Origin of the sequence: Streptomyces sp. NPDC044571 (assembly GCF_040647115.1) — a bacterium.
Taxonomy (GTDB): domain Bacteria; phylum Actinomycetota; class Actinomycetes; order Streptomycetales; family Streptomycetaceae; genus Streptomyces.
The window spans coordinates 43,090-59,848 of sequence record NZ_JBEZBN010000040.1 but is presented as its reverse complement, the minus strand read 5'-3'; the positions used below and the strand labels follow the sequence as shown (position 1 = coordinate 59,848).

15 protein-coding genes and 1 pseudogene are annotated in these 16,759 nt (G+C 73.0%); 11 read left to right on the top strand and 5 right to left on the bottom strand.

Annotated elements, in window-relative coordinates; all coding sequences use genetic code 11:
* The 4 genes from AB0B01_RS21570 to AB0B01_RS21555 form a co-directional block, all read left to right on the top strand.
* The coding region (locus AB0B01_RS21570) for a hypothetical protein (protein ID WP_361721342.1) at positions 1 to 575 on the top strand (575 nt) is incomplete at its 5' end.
* 214 nt (positions 576 to 789) lie between these two features.
* Positions 790 to 1,209 (top strand): aspartate 1-decarboxylase, encoded by a 420-nt coding sequence (panD, locus tag AB0B01_RS21565; RefSeq protein ID WP_356849141.1) that lies wholly within the window; start codon positions 790 to 792, stop codon positions 1,207 to 1,209.
* Between the two features lie 14 nt (positions 1,210 to 1,223).
* Positions 1,224 to 1,577: a GNAT family N-acetyltransferase gene (locus AB0B01_RS21560; protein ID WP_361721339.1), complete on the top strand. Its 354-nt coding sequence runs from the start codon at positions 1,224 to 1,226 to the stop codon at positions 1,575 to 1,577.
* Between the two features lie 879 nt (positions 1,578 to 2,456).
* Positions 2,457 to 3,683, top strand: a complete 1,227-nt coding sequence (locus AB0B01_RS21555; RefSeq protein ID WP_361721336.1) for a transglycosylase family protein — start codon at positions 2,457 to 2,459, stop codon at positions 3,681 to 3,683.
* A 24-nt stretch (positions 3,684 to 3,707) separates the two neighbouring features.
* On the opposite strand, the pseudogene AB0B01_RS21550 reads toward AB0B01_RS21555, so the two are convergent.
* Positions 3,708 to 4,535, bottom strand: a pseudogene (locus AB0B01_RS21550) (DMT family transporter); the annotation flags it as partial.
* Between the two features lie 259 nt (positions 4,536 to 4,794).
* On the opposite strand from AB0B01_RS21550, the gene AB0B01_RS21545 reads away from it, so the two are divergent.
* The 3 genes from AB0B01_RS21545 (at position 4,795) to AB0B01_RS21535 (ending at position 8,108) form a co-directional block, all read left to right on the top strand.
* Positions 4,795 to 6,282: an SDR family NAD(P)-dependent oxidoreductase gene (locus tag AB0B01_RS21545; protein ID WP_361721333.1), complete on the top strand. Its 1,488-nt coding sequence runs from the start codon at positions 4,795 to 4,797 to the stop codon at positions 6,280 to 6,282.
* Positions 6,283 to 6,746: 464 nt separating this feature from the next.
* The gene (locus AB0B01_RS21540) at positions 6,747 to 6,923 is read left to right on the top strand and encodes a hypothetical protein (RefSeq protein WP_361721330.1); all 177 of its coding nucleotides are present in this window, start codon (positions 6,747 to 6,749) and stop codon (positions 6,921 to 6,923) included.
* 201 nt (positions 6,924 to 7,124) lie between these two features.
* Complete coding sequence (locus AB0B01_RS21535) at positions 7,125 to 8,108, top strand: NAD-dependent epimerase/dehydratase family protein (protein WP_361721327.1); 984 nt, start codon at positions 7,125 to 7,127, stop codon at positions 8,106 to 8,108.
* On the opposite strand, the gene AB0B01_RS21530 is transcribed toward AB0B01_RS21535, so the two are convergent.
* Genes AB0B01_RS21530 through AB0B01_RS21520 form a run of 3 tightly spaced genes read right to left on the bottom strand, consistent with a single transcriptional unit; the run spans position 8,094 to position 11,031 of the window.
* Positions 8,094 to 9,563 carry a lipase maturation factor family protein gene (locus AB0B01_RS21530; protein WP_361721324.1) on the bottom strand — a complete coding sequence of 490 codons (1,470 nt, stop codon included), beginning with the start codon at positions 9,561 to 9,563 and terminating at the stop codon, positions 8,094 to 8,096. The two genes, AB0B01_RS21535 and AB0B01_RS21530, sit on opposite strands and share 15 nt — an antisense overlap.
* 20 nt (positions 9,564 to 9,583) lie before the next feature.
* Entirely contained in the window at positions 9,584 to 10,144 is a 561-nt protein-coding gene (locus tag AB0B01_RS21525; RefSeq protein ID WP_361721321.1) for a DUF1990 domain-containing protein, read from the bottom strand.
* A complete protein-coding gene (locus tag AB0B01_RS21520; protein ID WP_361721318.1) occupies positions 10,141 to 11,031 on the bottom strand; it encodes a YndJ family protein in 891 nt (296 codons plus the stop codon). The genes AB0B01_RS21525 and AB0B01_RS21520 overlap by 4 nt, the downstream gene beginning before the upstream one ends.
* Positions 11,032 to 11,210: 179 nt before the next feature.
* Here AB0B01_RS21520 and AB0B01_RS21515 point away from each other — a divergent pair, with 179 nt between their 5' ends.
* The 4 genes from AB0B01_RS21515 (at position 11,211) to AB0B01_RS21500 (ending at position 16,049) form a co-directional block, all read left to right on the top strand.
* Positions 11,211 to 12,494: a DUF6777 domain-containing protein gene (locus AB0B01_RS21515; RefSeq protein WP_361721315.1), complete on the top strand. Its 1,284-nt coding sequence runs from the start codon at positions 11,211 to 11,213 to the stop codon at positions 12,492 to 12,494.
* Between the two features lie 7 nt (positions 12,495 to 12,501).
* Positions 12,502 to 14,565 carry a SpoIIE family protein phosphatase gene (locus AB0B01_RS21510; RefSeq protein ID WP_361721312.1) on the top strand — a complete coding sequence of 688 codons (2,064 nt, stop codon included), beginning with the start codon at positions 12,502 to 12,504 and terminating at the stop codon, positions 14,563 to 14,565.
* A 130-nt stretch (positions 14,566 to 14,695) separates the two neighbouring features.
* Entirely contained in the window at positions 14,696 to 15,556 is an 861-nt protein-coding gene (locus AB0B01_RS21505) for a DNA-formamidopyrimidine glycosylase family protein (protein ID WP_361721309.1), read from the top strand.
* A 70-nt stretch (positions 15,557 to 15,626) separates the two neighbouring features.
* Entirely contained in the window at positions 15,627 to 16,049 is a 423-nt protein-coding gene (locus AB0B01_RS21500) for a hypothetical protein (RefSeq protein WP_361721306.1), read from the top strand.
* Positions 16,050 to 16,101: 52 nt separating this feature from the next.
* On the opposite strand, the gene AB0B01_RS21495 is transcribed toward AB0B01_RS21500, so the two are convergent.
* Positions 16,102 to 16,602, bottom strand: a complete 501-nt coding sequence (locus AB0B01_RS21495; RefSeq protein WP_361721354.1) for a hypothetical protein — start codon at positions 16,600 to 16,602, stop codon at positions 16,102 to 16,104.
* Between the last annotated feature and the right edge of the window lie 157 nt (positions 16,603 to 16,759).

The window sequence follows — 16,759 nt, the reverse complement described above, 5'->3', positions numbered from 1 at the left end:
GCACCGACGAGCACAAGAAGGAGAACAAGCAAGGCACCGACGAGCACAAGAAGGAGAACAAGCAAGGCACCGACGAGCACAAGAAGGAGAACAAGCAAGGCACCGACGAGCACAAGAAGGAGAACAAGCAAGGCACCGACGAGCACAAGAAGGAGAACAAGCAAGGCACCGACGAGCACAGCAAGGAGAACAAGCAGGGCACCAGCGAGCACAAGAAGGAGAACAAGCAGGGCACCGACGAGCACAAGAAGGAGAACAAGCAAGGCACCGACGAGCACAGCAAGGAGAACAAGCAGGGCACCAGCGAGCACAAGAAGGAGAACAAGCAGGGCACCAGCCAGAACAAGCGCGAGGGCACCAACGAGAACACCAACAAGGGCACGGGCCAGGACAACCGCGAGGGCGTCAACCAGGACACGCAGAAGAACACGCACCAGGGCACGGACGACGGCACACCCACGGTCCCCAAGAAGGTCCCCGAGAAGGTCCCCGAGAAGGTCCCCGAGAAGGTCCCTCAGCCCGATACGGGTGAGCAGAAGGGCCAGAACCAAGGCGATTACGGGCAGTCCGGATGATCCATGCCATCCGGTCGCCCGGGAACGGCGTCGATGCCTGGTGGCCGGACAATGTGGACAGACGCCCGGCTGGGGAACCCCAGCCGGGCGTCTGTCGTGGCCGCGCGGAAAGGGCCCGGGGGAGCTGCCCCGAGAGGTGAATCGTTGTACAGTCCTGAGAACGCCCTTGACCTGCACGAAGCGGGCAGGGAGCAGACATTCCGGGAGTTTCTCGATGCTTCGCACCATGTTCAAGTCCAAGATCCACCGCGCCACCGTCACCCAGGCCGACCTGCACTACGTGGGCTCCGTGACCATCGATGCGGACCTCCTCGACGCGGCTGATCTGCTGCCCGGGGAGCTCGTGCACATCGTGGACATCACCAACGGGGCGCGGTTGGAGACGTACGTCATCGAGGGGGAGCGCGGTTCCGGGGTCATCGGGATCAACGGCGCCGCCGCGCATCTCGTGCATCCCGGGGACCTCGTGATCCTGATCAGCTACGCGCAGGTCGAGGACGCCGAGGCCAGGACGCTGAAGCCCCGTGTCGTACACGTCGACGCGGACAACCGGATCATCGAGCTGGGCGCGGATCCGTCCGCCCCGGTGCCGGGAACGGACCAGGAGCGCAGCCCCCACGCGGTGGCTGTCTGAGGGGAGTCGGGGCCATGGCGCAGACCGGGACGATCGAGTTCAAGGACGAGCGGGAAGCCGGGCGGCTGCTCGCCGTCGAAGACGGGCAGGTCGTCGGGCTGATCGCGTACTTCGTGCTCGCGGAGGCGCCGAGCGCGCTGGTGGCGGTGCACACCATCGTCGAGCCCGGTCACGAGGGCCGGGGCATCGCCGGGGACCTGGTGCACGCCTTCTACGGCATCGCCGCCTCCGAGGGCGTGCCGGTGGTGCCGCTGTGCCCGTACGCGGCGAGCTGGGCCGCCCGGCACCCCGATCAGGCCCCCGAGGCCCCGGCGGAGGTCGTCGCCGCGGCCAAGACCCAGCTGGACGCGAGCCCCGACCTCTGGTGACGGGCCCAGTCCCGGCGCACCCCCCACCCGTGCATGCCCCGGTCCCCGCCACCCTGCGGGCCCGGGGCCGCACGGGGGAGTGGCCTACTGCCCGACGCCGTTTTCCGCAGGCGTAGGCGGCCCGGTGGGGGGAAGGTGGCCCATATGGTGCGATACGCAGACGAAGACCAGACGCAGCCGCCGGTACCGGAGCCGTCGCCCGTGCCGCAGCCGCCGAGTCCGACGCCGCCGTTCCCGGACCCCGAGCCCATTCCGCGGCCCGTGCCGCCCGTCCCCGGGCCGGTGCCCGAGCCCGATCCGGTGCCGCCCCCGCCGGGGCCCGCGCCCATCCCGCAGCCCGGACCCCTCAGCTGAGCGGCTGTACCGGCCCGTGCGGACCTCCGGAGCGGACACCGCTCCGGAGGGGGCGGAACGAGGCCTCCCGGCCCCGGAGAATCCCCGCCGGCACTGACTGAGGCCGCCGGGGGCCACTCCACGCCGCGCGAGCGGCCTCTTGGCGCGCCCGCGATGTCGCGAAGGCCGCAGTGACGAGGACCGCGCTCGCCGGTCCTCCTGCGCCCCGTATGCCTGCGCCCGCCCCCGGCCCCGCCCCCGTCTCGTCGGACCCCGTACGGCCGCCCGCAGCTCTTCAGGGCCTGACACCGCCACCGCGATCCCGGCCACCGTCACGGCACGCCCCGGTCAGGGCGAGCCGCGCGCCCTCCCGCATGCGCCGGTGTGCGGGTCGTGCCGGTGGCCGCGCCCGCACCGGTGCCGCGAGAGCTCCCGCACACCGACACCCTGTCAACTTCCGGCGGCATGCGCCCCGTTGCGCCTCTTGTCATGCACCCAACGCGACGTTAGGTTGTGCGCTTCCTGATGTCTTCAATGGGGGCTCCCATGGGTGTACGGGGTCGGCACCGCCGATACCAGCCGAGCAGCATCAACCGCGCATCGCTCGCCGTCACCGCCGGTGGCGCCGGGATCGCGCTCCCCCTGATCGGCACCGGCGCCGCCCAGGCCGCCTCCCTGGACACCTGGGACAAGGTGGCCGGGTGCGAGTCCACCCACAACTGGCACATCAACACCGGCAACGGCTACTACGGCGGGCTCCAGTTCAGCCAGAGCACGTGGCGCGCCTTCGGCGGCACCGCCTACGCCCCCCGCGCCGACCTGGCGACCAAGGACCAGCAGATCGCGGTCGCAGAGAAGGTGCTCAAGGGGCAGGGCCCGCAGGCCTGGCCGGTGTGCGGGAAGCAGGCGGGGCTCAGCCGCAGCGCGCCCGCGTCCGCCGCCACCCCGCAGGTCCCCACCCAGCAGGCCAAGGCCCCCGCCACCGCCCCGCAGGCCGCCGTCCCGCAGGCCGCCGCGCCCCGCCCGACCGGCACGCCGGTGCTGCCGAACCCGTACGTCGTCGCCCCCGGCGACTCCCTCTCGGCGATCGCCACCAGCCGGCACGTCGAGGGCGGCTGGCAGGCGCTGTACGAGACGAACCGGGCGACCGTGGGCAGCGACCCGAACCTGATCTTCCCCGGCCAGCGGCTCACCCTGCGCGTCACCACCGCCCCGGCCCCGCCGCCGCCCGCCCAGAACCCCGAGAAGCCCCCGCGCACCGCTGAGCCCGTCAAACCCGTTCAGCCCGCGGCGGAGCAGCCCGCCGAGAAGCCCGCCGCAAAGCCTGCGGAAAAACCCGCCGAGAAGCCGGCCGCGCAGCCCGCCTCGGGCGGGTTCGTCGCCCCCGTCGACGCCGCCCTCGGCACCCGCTACCGCGTCTCGGGCTCCTCCTGGTCCAGCGGCTACCACACGGGCGTCGACTTCCCCGTGGCGACCGGGACCTCAGTGAAGGCCGTCGGCCCGGGCGAAGTCGTCTCCGCCGGATGGGCCGGAGCGTACGGATACCAGGTCGTCATCCGACACCACGACGGCCGGTACTCGCAGTACGCCCACCTCTCGGCGCTCGGGGTCAAGGCCGGAGCGCAGGTCTCGGGCGGCCAGCGGATCGGCCGCTCGGGCTCGACCGGGAACACCACCGGACCGCATCTGCACTTCGAGATGCGGACGGGACCCGGTTACGGCTCCGACATCGACCCGCTGAAGTACCTCCGCGGCCACGGCGTCGGCATCTGACCCCCGCACGTGCGACGGCACGGCCGTGAGCAGGACCAGGCCGGCCGCCGCCAGCGCGGCGCTCGCCAGGGCCGAGGCCGTGCCCAGGGCCCCGTACCGGAAGCCCTCGCCGAAGAGCGTGATGCCGACCGCCGCCGCCACCACCGGGTTGACCACCGTCACGGTGGCCAGCGGCGCGGTCAGCCCCGCGCCCCGGTAGGCGGCCTGCGAGAGCAGTAGCCCGGCCGAAGCCAGCACGGCGATCGCCGCCAGGGCGGGCCACAGGGAGCCCGCGGACCCGGCGGCGCCGAGCGCGCCGGTGACGCCCTCGGCGACCGACTTGGTGAACACCGAGGCCATGCCGAACGCCGTACCGGCCGCCGCGGCCAGCAGCGCGCTGCGCAGCACCGCCCGGTGCATCCGGCGCGCCGCCAGGAACAGGACGGCCACGCCGGCCCCTGTCGCCAGCAGCAGCAGTACCTGCTCGCCGCCGGCCAGCGGCTGGTCCCCGTCCCGGTTCCCGCCGGTCAGGGCCAGCAGGCCCGCCAGGCCCACCGTGGCCATGAGGGCGCCCCGCCAGGCCGCCGCACCCGCCCGCCGGCGGACGAAGACGGCGGCCATCGGCAGCGCGAACACGATGGTGAGCGCACCCAGTGGCTGGACCAGGCTCAGCGGCCCGTAGGCGAGCGCCACCACGTGCAGCAGGGCGCCGAGGCCGTTCAGTGCGACTGCGACCCACCAGCCGGGTCGGCGCAGCGGCGCGTACGTGCGGTTCGGGGTGCCGGCCGCGACCCGCTCCTGGACGATCGCGCCGCCCGCGTACGCCACAGCGGAGACCAGGCACAGCAGGACCGACAGCACAAGGGCACTCATAGATTCCACAATGCCTTGCCCGAGCGGCCTATTCCTCCCCCTCAAGGAGGTATCCGATCATCCTCAAGGCATACTCCGAACGGAGTAGAGGATCACCCCGCGTCCTCCCTGCGGACTGCTTCCGGTGACCCCGCGGTAGCCCTGCGTGAGAGACGGCGGAACGGGTTTGGTCCCGGGCGCGTCGGATCCGTACAGTTGCCGTTTTGGGGACATCCGCAGCAGGCGGACGCGGACGAGTGATCAAGGAACGGCAGCGGCCATGACGGTGACCGAAGACAGCCAGGACTACGGGCAGGCCCACGGGCCGGGCATCGACCCCGAGCGCCTGGCCCTCTGCCTGAGCGTGCTCGGCGAGCTGGACAAGCTCGACGTCGACCACCCCGACGCCATCACCGTACGCCGTGCCACCGCGGGCCTCTACCGCACGGTCAAGCAGCGCCGCCGCCAGGAGCGCCGCGCCGCCAAGACCGCCAACGACAAGGCCGTCACCGAGGCGACCGCGACCGGCTCCGCCGAGCGCATCGACGACGAGACCGAGGGGATCCTGCCCTCCTCGGTCACGGAGGCCGGCCGGATCGCCGGGATACTCCAGCGCCCGCGTTCCTGCTACGTCTGCAAAGCGCGGTACGTCGAGGTCGACTACTTCTACCACCAGCTCTGCCCGAACTGCGCCGCCGAGAACCGCGGCAAGCGCGAGGCCCGTGCCGACCTCTCCGGCAAGCGCGCGCTGCTCACCGGCGGCCGGGCCAAGATCGGCATGTACATCGCGCTGCGGCTGCTGCGCGACGGTGCGCACACCACCGTCACCACCCGCTTCCCCAAGGACGCCATCCGCCGCTTCAAGGCGATGGACGACTCGGCGGACTGGCTGCACCGCCTGGAGGTCGTCGGCATCGACCTGCGCGACCCGGCCCAGGCCGTGGCGCTCGCCGACCAGGTGGCCGGGGCCGGGCCGCTGGACATCCTGATCAACAACGCGACGCAGACCGTGCGCCGCCTGCCCTCCGCGTACGCGGCGCTGGTCGAAGGGGAGGGCGCCCCGCTCCCCGCCGGTGAGCTCCCCGCCCACCACGTCATCGGCGCCTTCAATTCCGGCGCGGTCGACGGTCTGGCGGCGCTGCCCGTCGGCGTGAGCGGCCTCGAAGCGCAGAAGGTCGCCGACCTCGCCCTGGTCGCGGGCAACGCCAGCATCGCCCGGCATCTCGACGGCACCGCCATCGACGCCGGCGGCCTGCTCCCGGACGTCGTCGAGACCAACACCTGGGTGCAGACCATCGACCAGATCTCCCCGGTGGAGCTGCTCGAAACCCAGCTGTGCAACTACACGTCGCCGTTCATCCTGATCAGCAAGCTCCGGCCGGCCATGGCCGAGGCCGCCCGCCGGGCGTCCAGCGGGCGTGCGTACGTCGTCAACGTCTCCGCGATGGAAGGCGTGTTCAGCCGCGGCTACAAGGGCGCGGGGCACCCGAACACCAATGCCGCCAAGGCCGCGATGAACATGGTGACGCGGACCAGCGGCCGGGAGATGTTCGAGACCGACCGCATCCTCATGACCTCGGTGGACACCGGCTGGATCACCGACGAGCGCCCGCACTTCGACAAGCTGCGCCTGGCCGAGGAGGGCTTCCACGCCCCGCTCGACCTGGTCGACGGCGCGGCCCGGGTCTACGACCCGGTCGTGCGCGGCGAGGCCGGCGAGGACCTCTACGGCGTGTTCCTCAAGGACTACGCACCCGCCAACTGGTAAACCCCGGCACCCCCCGAGCCTGCGCGCCCCGGCCTCCGTACAGGAGCCGGGGCGCGGCCCGTTCACCGTGCGCGCGGGTGCGCCCCCGCCGCGACCAGCTGCAGCGCAGGGTCGGCGCCGCTTCCCCCTCCGGGCCGGCCGCGAAGGCACGCATCCACCACTGCTGCCCCCCCTTCCGTCGCCCTGCTCGTGCCGAACTCCTGCCGCATTCGTGCCGTGGAGCAGACCATCGGCTGTGGAGCCTCGGTCCACGGCTTGCTGAACGGAGGAAGAAATCAAGTGGTCGGGGTGGATTTTGCCGTTCCATCGAGCGGGGGTGCGCTCATATGTGTACTCTGAGGGGCAGCAAGAAGGCCCCAACCGGGCCACGCTCCACCACGGCGCCACCGCGTCCGGAAACCCTTTATCCCTTGTGCCCGGCACGCGGTTCGCCCGCCGGGTTGCGCAACACAAAGGAGTGCGCGGTGACAGACACGACGACGAAGCCCGACGAGACCCTGACGGAGCGTCCGGGGCGGCGCAACAGCCCCCGCACCGACAAGCTCGGCAACCTCGAAGTCTGGGCCCGGTCCGCCCCCATCCGGCTGGCGGGTTACGAGGACGACCTGGCGGAATCGCACATCCTGCCCGGCATCGACTGAGCGTTCCCGGCATCGACTCGGCGTCCCGGCGCCCCCGAGCCGACACGGCGACGGGGGCGCTGCGCTGTGCGGGGGAGCGTCCCGCACGGCTCGGCCCGCGGCGGCGTGCCCCCGAGTTCCCGCATCGCGTACGCCGTCAGCGTCATCGCTCAGGGCGATCACCACTTCCCCGGCCCCCCAGGCCCGGGCACGCTGATCCGCATGAAACTACTGATGCTCGGCGGTACCGAATTCGTCGGACGCGCGATCACCGATGACGCCCTGGACCGCGGCTGGGAGGTCACGCTCTTCCACCGCGGGCACCACGCCGGCCCGCCGGGAACCTCCGCCGTGCACGGAGACCGCACGGTGCCCGGCAGCCTGGATGCCCTGGCCGAGGGGAAGTGGGACCTCGTCGTCGACACCTGGTCCGGCGCCCCGACCGCGGTCCGCGACAGTGCCCGCCTGCTGAGCGGCCGGGCCGGGCGGTACGCCTACATCTCCAGCCGGTCGGTCTACGCCTACCCGGCCCCCGCCGGCATGGGCGAGGACGGGCCGCTGGTCGAGGGCTCGCCCGACGCCGACTCCCTCGCCTACGCCGAGGACAAGCGCGGCGGTGAACTCGCCGCCCTGGACGCCTTCGGCGACCGCGCCCTGCTCGTGCGCGCCGGGCTCATCATGGGCCCGTACGAGAACGTCGGCCGACTGCCCTGGTGGCTGAACCGGGCCGCCCGCGGCGGCCCCATGGTCGCCCCCGGTCCGCGGGACCTGCCGCTCCAGTACATCGACGTGCGCGACCTCGCCCGCTGGACCCTGGACGCAGCCGTGGCCGGGCACGGCGGCCCGTACAACCTGGTCTCCCCGGTCGGGCACGCCACGATGGGCAGCTTCCTGGAGGCCTGCGTCGCGGCCACCGGCGGCGCGGCCGAGCTGCGCTGGACCGACCCCGCCCTGATCGCCGCGGCCGGCATCGAGCCCTGGACCGAACTGCCGGTGTGGCTGCCCGAGGGGGAACTGCACGACTACATGTTCGGCGGAAACGTGGCCAAGGCCCAGGCCGCCGGCCTCACGTGCCGCCCGGTGGAGGAGACCGTGGCCGACACCTGGGCCTGGCTCCGCTCGCTCGGCGGCGTCGTCCCGCAACGCCCCGACCGGCCGCGCAAGGGCATCACGGAGGAGCAGGAGGCGGCGCTACTCGGGCTCTGACCACTCGGGCTCCGACCGCTCGGGCTCTGACCGGGCCGCGTGCGCGAGACGGGTCGGCGCCAGGTACTCGCGCAGCAGCCTGCGGTGCCACCACGCCCCCGTCTCGCGCAACTCCCGCCAGGTGGTGAACCGGTAGCGGTAGAGCCGGGCCCGGACGTAGACGGGCGGGGCGTCCGGGAAGGGGTTGTGCCGGATCAGCCGCAGCGTGTCCCGGTCACCGGTCAGCAGCCTCTCCACGAACGGCCCGAACCAGTCCCGGGCGTACGCGGGGGAGAGTGCGGCGAACCACATCAGCCAGTCCAGCCGGAGGTGGTACGGGGCGAACTGGCGCGGCAACCTGCGCACATCGCCCGGTTTCCCCTTGAACCCGTACTCCCGCCACTCCCCGTCCTCGCGCGGCAGCGCGTCCGCGGTGCCCTCGACGACCACCTCGTCGCGGATCCGGCCCACCGTGCCGAAGGCGCCGTAGGTGTTGACCAGGTGGAGGGAGTCGAAGGAGCGGTTCATGACCTGGCGCCGCGAGATCATGTTCCGCACCGGATGCCGGCTGAGCCACAGCACCAGCACCGTCACGGCGCACACCAGGACCATGAACCAGACGGGCGCGCCGCGCGAGGCCGCGGCGGGGGGCGGCCCCGCGAGCCCGGTGAAGTCGATCGCCGACAGGGCGGGCGTGATCGTCACCCAGTTCAGCCAGGCGAAATTGCCGGACAGCACCAGCCACAGCTGCGTGGCCACGATGACCCCGGCCGCGTACGAGGCGACCGGCTGCGGGGTGAACAGCAACACCGGCACCACCAGTTGCGTCACGTGGTTGGCGGCGCACTCCACCCGGTGCACTGCCCTCGGCAGATGGTGGAAGAACCAGCTCAGCGGCCCCGGCATCGGCTGCGTCTCGTGGTGGTAGTACAGGCAGGTCAGCTTGCGCCAGCAGGCGTCTCCGCGCATCTTGATCAGCCCGGCGCCGAACTCCACCCGGAAGACCACCCAGCGCAGCAGCCACAGCACCAGAACCGGCGGCCCGACCCGCCCATTGCCCAGGAAGACGGCGAGGAAGCCGATCTCCAGCAGCAGCGACTCCCAGCCGAAGGAGTACCAGGTCTGCCCCACGTTCACGATCGACAGGTACAGCAGCCACAACAGCGCCCACAGGCCCATCGCCGCGCCCAGCGGGACCTCGTCGCCCGCGCCCGCCGCCAGGGCCGCCGCCCCGGCCGCCCCCGTCCAGGCGCAGCAGGCGAAGAGCCGGTCCGAGTAGCGCAGTTGAAAGAGGCTCGGAGCCGCCTTGAACGGCACGTACCGTACGTAGCGCGGCACCGGCAGCATGCCGTGCGCCCCGATCAGCGCCCGGAACTGGAGGGCCGCCGCGAGGAAGGCGAAGAGGTAGACGCCTGCCAGGGCCCGCTGGAAGACCAGCCGGCCCAGCCAGTAACCGGGCGCCGTGAACCAGTCCATCGCCTCCAGTATCCGGCCGATCAGGCCGCCGCGGCCAGCCTGCGCAGGGTGCGGCTCAGCAGGCGGGCGTAACCCCGCTGGAAGACGGGGATCAGCGGGCCCGCCAGGCGGGTGTACCAGGCGACCGGGCGGCTGAACGCGGTCACCTCGAACCACACCGTGTCGTCGGCGTCGCGGATGACCATGAAGGACTCCTCGCCGCTCTCCGGGTGCCCGGTCAGCGTCCCGTACGCGAAACCGGTGCGCCCGGGGTCGTACGCGGTCCGGACCACCTGGCAGGGGGCGCTGATCCGCAGCGGACCGAAGCCGATGCCGACCACCACCCGGGTGCCCGGCCGCACGGCGCCGTGGTCGGCGCGGACGAGCATCCCCGAGGCGCGGTGGGCGCGGAAGGTGGTGACGGCGGTCCCGGCGGCCTCGAAGACGGCGCGGCCCGAGCCGATCCGGGTGCGGAGGTGCAGGTGGTTGTATCCGGCGGGCAGCGGCCGGTGCTCCGTCGCGTTCCGCTCCGCGTAGTTGAAAGCCCGGTGGGCGTACCGGGGGTCGAAGGCGGTCCGGCCGGTGCTGATGAGTCGGGTCACGGGGTGCTCTCCTCCATGTGTCGCGGGCTGTGCTGTGCCCCGGTCAGCCGGCGCCAGGCCAGCACCGAGCACAGGGCGAAGCCGAGCGCGTTGCCGAGACCGTGGGTCGCGGCCATCCAGGTCAAGGTGGGGTGTACGAGCCCGGTGGCCTCGCCGAGCGCCCACCACAGGGCGAGCAGCATGGTGGCCACCAGGACCACGGCCGAGGTCCCGAGCAGCGCCCGCGCCGTCCGGTCGCGGCCGGTGGGCCGGATCTCCTGCCAGGTCAGCAGCGCCACGGCCCACATGCCGGCGGTCAGCACCACCGCGCCCGCCAGTTCGGCCCAGTCGTCCACGAAGTAGCCGAGGAGCACGAGCAGCGTCCCACCGGGGACGCTGTACGCCGCCCCGCGCGCCAGGGCGCCGGCTCCGGGCCCGGGCTCCGCCGCGCGGCAGACGAGTCCCGCGACGAGGGCGGCCGTGAAACCGGCGAAGTGGAAGTGGGGCACGGTCAGGGCCAGGATGTCGAGGTCGAAGCCGAAGAGCCGGCAGCCGGCGCGTTCGGCGACCAGGGCGGTCCCGGCGACCGAGGGCGAGACGAGCGCGGTGAGCACCGCGACCTCGGACGGTGCGAGCCGGCGGGTACCCCCGGACGGAGTCCCGGAGAGGGCCCGCAGCAGCCGCTGCGCCGCCCGGGCGGCGAGGACCAGCGTGGCCGCCGCGTAGAGCGCGGCGAGCGCCGCGGCGCCGGCGCCACGCGGCAGCCAGAGGCACAGGGCCCCGGGGGCTGCCAGGAGGGGCCAGATCCGGGCGGTCCCGAGCAGCCCGACCGGGTCGATCAGGCGCAGACCCAGGGGCACGACGCAGAGCATGCCCAGGGTGACGATGAGATGCACCAATACCGCCACCGCGGACTCCCCTCCTCAAGCGGCCCAACGCTTTGAACGCGTTCAACCGTCGATGGCGACCTTACGGGGTCCCTTGAACATGTTCAAGACCGGGAGGGGGTCTGGCGGCGCTCCGGTTGCGGCCCTCTCTCGGATGCGGCAGACAAGAGGGAACACCCTGGGCGAAAAGGGAGATATCCGTGCACGCACCGACACCCCGTCAGGCGCCGCGTCGTCACACGCCGGTCCGCGCCGCCCTCTTCGCTCTCGTCGGCCTGTGCGCCGCGGCATGCGGCGGCGCCGAGGAGCAGCAGGGCGGCACGGCCGGGCCCGAGAGCCAGGACGTCCAGCTCCAGCCCGTGGCGGCCGCCGGCCTCGACCCCTTCACCCCCTCCTCCGCCCCCGGCGAGTCCGCCCCGCTCCAGGCGCCGCTGCCCAACCGGACCGGCAAGGGCATCCGCACCGTGAGCGCGGCCACCCCCGGTCTGTACGGCGGCACCGAGCGGTACGGCAGCTGCGATGTGGAACAGCAGGTCAGTGCCCTGACGAAGGACGACAAGAAGACCCGCGCCTTCGCCGAGGCGGCAGCCGTCGATACGGCGAAGGTCCCCGACTTCCTGCGCGGCCTCACCCCCGTGGTGCTGCGCGCCGACACCCGGGTCACCAGCCACGGCTTCCGGGACGGCCGAGCCCACCCCTTCCAGTCCGTGCTCCAGGCGGGGACCGCCGTGCTCGTCGACGCCCACGGCATGCCCCGGGTCCGGTGCGCCGGCGGGAATCCGCTGCTCGCGCCGCGGGCCCCCAAGGGCACACCGGTACTCAAGGGCGAGCAGTGGGCCGCCTACCAGCCCTCGCAGGTCATCGTGATCGAACCGACCCCCGCCGAACTGCGCAGCCTGATCATCGTCAACATCGCCGACAACAGCTGGCTGGAGCGCACCACCGGCGACGACGGCGCCCAGGACCGCCTCCCGCAGCCGGTTCCCCCGTACGACCCGTCCGACGGAATCCCGGACGTCCCCCTCACCCCGCCGAACGCCCCGCCGAACGGCATGCCGAGCGGGCCGCCTTCGGACGGCTCCCGCGTACCGGCGCCGCCGCAGCAGCCGGCGCAGCCCCCGCCGCCGGCGCAGTCCGCCCCCTCGGCAGTGCCGCCGGGAGGCCCGTCCGAGGCGGCGCCGCAGGCCGACCCGGGCGTACCGCCCGCGCCCGACGGCGCGGCCCCGCCGCCGGACTCCCCCCGGGACCGGTTGTCCCCTCCGGACCCGCTGTCCCCTCGGGATCAGCTGTCCCCCCGGGATCCGTTGTCCCCTGCGGATCCGCTGTCCCCGCAGGACCCGCTGTCGTCCCCCCAGGACCCGCTGTCACCCCAGGACCCGAACGTGCCGGACGACCCGTTCGGCCCGCGCGGCCAGGACGAGCTCGCTCCCCTCCCGGACCAGCAGCAGCCCCCGGACCCCGGTTCCGACCTGGAGAGCGCCTGACCGGCCCGTGTGTCATGGTGGACCGGTGCCGACCACCGTATCGCTGCCGGACGACTGGCCCGCACACCCGGACCGGTCGCTCTCGCTCAACCGCATGGGAAGTTTCGACTGGGACCTGGTCACCGGTCTCATGCACATGGACGCGGCGGCCCTGGACGTGTTCGACACGGCCCCCGAGGACTACGACGGCCGGCCCGAATCCCTCTCCCCGCGCGTCCCGCCGTCCGAGGCGACCCGTCTGGACGCGCTCGTCGCCGGCGCCCTCAAGAGCGGCGTGGACAGCTACGGCGCGTACTTCCGCATCCGCTGCCGCGACGGCACCCTGCGCTGGACGCACACCCAGGGCCGCGTCATGCGCGAGCGGGACGGCCGCCCGTTCAGGATCATCGGCATCGTCCGGGACGCCACCGAGGAGCTCAGCCACTCGGCGGAGCGCCTCGGCCTGGACGAGGAGCGCCGCCGGCAGACCTCCGTCGTCGAGAGCACCACCGCCGCCCTCGCCCACGCCAGGACCGTGCAGGACGTCATCGACGCCCTCGGCGACGCCCACGGCCTGGAGCGGCTCGGCACCATGGGCATGGTGATGGGCCTGGTCGAGGCGGGCCGGATCCACCTCGTGGCCGAGGGGCCGGTGGGCAGTTTCGTCCCCGGCACCCGCTACACCCGCATCGACGAGCAGTACCCGATGAGCGAGGTCGTCCGCTCGCTCCAGCCGCGGTTCCTCGACTCCGCCCAGGAGTTCGCCCACGACTACCCCGGGCTCTGGGCCAAGATCTCGTACATGGACATCTCGGCGGCCGCCTACCTGCCGCTGATCGCCCAGGCCCGCCCCATAGGCGCGCTCGGGCTGCTCTACAAGGACAAGGACGGCTTCACCCAGGACGAGCGCAACCTCCTCGTCGCGCTCGGCAGCAGCATCGCGCAGAGCCTGCAGCGCGCGATGCTCCTGGAGCAGGAGCACGATCTGGCGGAGGGCCTCCAACAGGCGATGCTGCCGCGCCGGATCCCCTCGGTACCCGGCGCCGACATCGCGGTCCGCTACCGCTCCGCCCGCATGGGCCAGGACATCGGGGGGGACTGGTACGACGTCATCCCGCTGCCCGGCGGCCGAGTCGGGGCGATCATCGGCGACGTCCAGGGCCACGACACGCACGCGGCGGCGGTCATGGGCCAGCTGCGGATCGTGCTGCGCGCCTACGCCGCCGAGGGACACTCACCGGGCACGGTCATGGCCCGGGCGTCCTCGTTCCTCCACGAGCTCGACACCGACCGCTTCGCGACGTGCACGTACGCGGAGGCCGACCTCGCGACGGGAGTCCTGCAACTGGTGAGGGCCGGGCACATCGACCCGCTCGTGCGCACCCCGGACGGCGGCTGCCGGAGGCTGGCGGTGGAGGGCGGGATGCCGCTGGGGCTGTCGACGGAGTTCGGCCGCCTGGACTATCCGGTGACCACGGTGGAACTGGACCCCGGGGAAACGCTTCTGCTGTGCACGGACGGCCTGGTGGAACAGCCCGGCGCGGACCTCGACGACGGGGTGCAGCTCCTCACCGCGCTGATCCGCAGCGGGCCCTCGGACCTCCAGCAGCTGGCGGACCGGCTGTGCGGGGTGATCGACGAGCGCGGCGGCGACGACGACATGGCGCTGCTCCTGCTGCGCCGCCAGGTCAAGGACACCCCGCAGGGCGGCGGCCGCCTGCAGCAGCACGTGGCCCCGGGGGACCCCGAGGCGCTGGTCGCGGCCCGCCACATGATCGGGGCGGCGGTGCGGGCGTGGGGCGCGCGGGAGAGGGCCGACGAGATCGAACTCGTCGCGGACGAGCTGATCGTGAACGCCCTGATGCACACGGACGGCCCGGCCATCGTGACCCTGCGGGTCCTGGCCGGAGCACAGCGCAGGCTCCGGGTGGAGGTCGAGGACCGCTCCAGTGCCCTGCCCCGGCGGCGCGAGGCGGGGAGCGCAGGGGTGTCGGGGCGAGGGCTGATGCTGGTCGACCGCCTGGCGGAGGTCTGGGGAGTCGAGCCGCGCGGCAGCGGCAAGTGCGTGTGGTGCGAGTTCTCCCTGCCCTGACCCGGCCGCTGCCCTGACCGGCTCGGCGCTGCGCTGACCCGCCCCGGCGCTGCCCTGACCGGCTCGGCGCTGCGCCGGCGCGCTCCGGGCTGCGCTGGCGCAGGGCCGGAAGCGTTGGCAGGCTGGTGGCATGCCCGAGCTGCCCGAGGTCGAGGCCCTCCGGGAGTTCCTCGACGCGCATCTGGCCGGGCGGGTGGTGGAGCGCGTCCTCCCGCTCGCCGTCAGCGTGCTCAAGACGTACGACCCCCCGCTCAGCGCCCTCGAAGGGCAGGCCGCCGGGACCACCACCCGCTACGGCAAGTTCCTCGCGATGCGGATCGGGGAGCTCCACCTCGTCACCCACCTCGCCCGGGCCGGCTGGCTGCGCTGGCACGACGACCTGCCCGACCGGCCGCCCCGCCCCGGCAAGGGGCCGCTCGCCCTGCGGGTGGCGCTGGAGGGCGGTGGCGGCTTCGACCTGACCGAGGCGGGCACCCAGAAGCGGCTTGCGATGTACGTGGTCCACGACCCGCAGGAGGTGCCGGGCATCGCCCGCCTGGGGCCGGACCCGCTGGCCGAGGACTTCGACCGGGACGCGTTCGCCGTGCTGCTGGCGGGCGAGCGCCGGCAGATCAAGGGCGTCCTGCGCGACCAGGGCGTCATCGCCGGGATCGGCAACGCCTACAGCGACGAGATCCTGCACGCGGCCAAGGTCTCGCCGTTCAAACTGGCCGCCTCCTTCGACGACGAGCAGGTCGCACACCTCTACGAGGCCGTTCGGGAGACGCTGCGCGAGGCGGTCGCCCGCGCGCACGGCGTGGCCGCAGGGAGCCTCAAGGCCGAGAAGAAGAGCGGGCTGCGCGTGCACGGGAGGGAGGGAGAGGCGTGCCCGGTGTGCGGGGACACCATCCGATCGGTCTCCTTCGCGGACTCCTCGCTGCAGTACTGTCCGACCTGCCAGACCGGCGGCAAGCCGCTCGCCGACCGCAGGCTCTCCCGCCTCCTGAAATGAGCCCCGCCTCCTCGACCGGGTCTCCTCGCGGCCTCCTCGCCGGACCCGCGGCTGCGTACACTTCCGCACCATGTCCGAGCCGCAGTCGCCGCAGCAGCCGGGGCCGCAGCCGCCCCGGCGCGAGGTCGTCACGGGCGTGCCCCGCGGCGCCCGCCGCCGTCCGCCCGCGCACACCCCGGCGCGCTCGGAGATCTCCGAGCAGACGACCCTCGGTGCCACCTACGTACGCGCCCTCATGCGCAGCCAACTGCGCGCGGGTCTGGGCGCCCTGGCCGCCCTCGCCCTGCTGGTCGGGACCCTGCCCCTGCTGTTCGCGCTGCCGCGCTCGGCGTCGGGGCCGCTGGAGTGGGTGGCCCTCGGGCTGGTGGTGTACCCGGTGATGTGGCTCATCGGCCGCTGGTACGTGACCCGGGCCGAGCGCAACGAGGCCGATTTCACCGGCCTGGTGATGGACCCGGCCGAGGCGCCGGTACCGGGCCCGCGCAAGCAGTAGGCCCGCGGGCCCCGGCTCGCGGGGACCGCGTCCCGCAGGGACGGACCGTTCCTCAGAACAGGTGCATCGCCAGGTGGCCCAGCGGCAGCCCCAGCTGCCACGCGGGCGTCCACACCCGCGCGTTCTCATCCAGGCCCGGCGGGGCGTCGGCGGGGTCGTGTCCGCCGGGATCGAGGTTGGTGGCGAACAGCTCGGTGTGGTCCAGCCAGCGCCAGGCGGCCCGGGCCAGTTCGAGGTCGGGGTCCTCACCGCGCCCGCGTTCCCGGGCCTCCTCGCCCAGCGCGAGGAAGCGGGTGTGGACCCAGTCGCGCCACGGATGCCCGTACGCCGTCAGCGACAGCCACTCGTCGAGCTGCGAGACCACCCGGATCCCGGAGAGCTCGCCGGCCGCGTCGGAGAGGTAGATGGTCAGGGCCAGTGTGTCGCGCCCGGCGCGGAACTCCAGGGTGCTGACCGGGATCAGCCGGCCCGTGCGCAGCAGTTCGTCGGCGATGTACTCCGCGTAGAGCCATGCCATGGGCACCGCGAGCCCGCCGTCACTGGTGCCGTTCATACCCTCGGGCTGCACCGTTTCCACCTTCTCCCGCGCGTCAGCTTCCCGTCGTCAGCCATGAGCCTTCACCGAGCCACTCGCGGAACGGGGGAGGTTTACCCAACTTGAACGCTCTGAGGCCGATTTCGATGCGCTTCTTGTCCGATCCGCGGGCATT

Bases quoted from the DNA above. Each gene is read 5' to 3' on its own strand.
- panD (WP_356849141.1), top strand. From the start codon at position 790: ATGCTTCGCACCATGTTCAAGTCCAAGATCCACCGCGCCACCGTCACC.
- AB0B01_RS21560 (WP_361721339.1), top strand. From the start codon at position 1,224: ATGGCGCAGACCGGGACGATCGAGTTCAAGGACGAGCGGGAAGCCGGG.
- AB0B01_RS21555 (WP_361721336.1), top strand. From the start codon at position 2,457: ATGGGTGTACGGGGTCGGCACCGCCGATACCAGCCGAGCAGCATCAAC.
- AB0B01_RS21545 (WP_361721333.1), top strand. From the start codon at position 4,795: ATGACGGTGACCGAAGACAGCCAGGACTACGGGCAGGCCCACGGGCCG.
- AB0B01_RS21535 (WP_361721327.1), top strand. From the start codon at position 7,125: ATGAAACTACTGATGCTCGGCGGTACCGAATTCGTCGGACGCGCGATC.
- AB0B01_RS21530 (WP_361721324.1), bottom strand. From the start codon at position 9,563: ATGGACTGGTTCACGGCGCCCGGTTACTGGCTGGGCCGGCTGGTCTTC.
- AB0B01_RS21505 (WP_361721309.1), top strand. From the start codon at position 14,696: ATGCCCGAGCTGCCCGAGGTCGAGGCCCTCCGGGAGTTCCTCGACGCG.
- AB0B01_RS21500 (WP_361721306.1), top strand. From the start codon at position 15,627: ATGTCCGAGCCGCAGTCGCCGCAGCAGCCGGGGCCGCAGCCGCCCCGG.
- AB0B01_RS21495 (WP_361721354.1), bottom strand. From the start codon at position 16,602: ATGAACGGCACCAGTGACGGCGGGCTCGCGGTGCCCATGGCATGGCTC.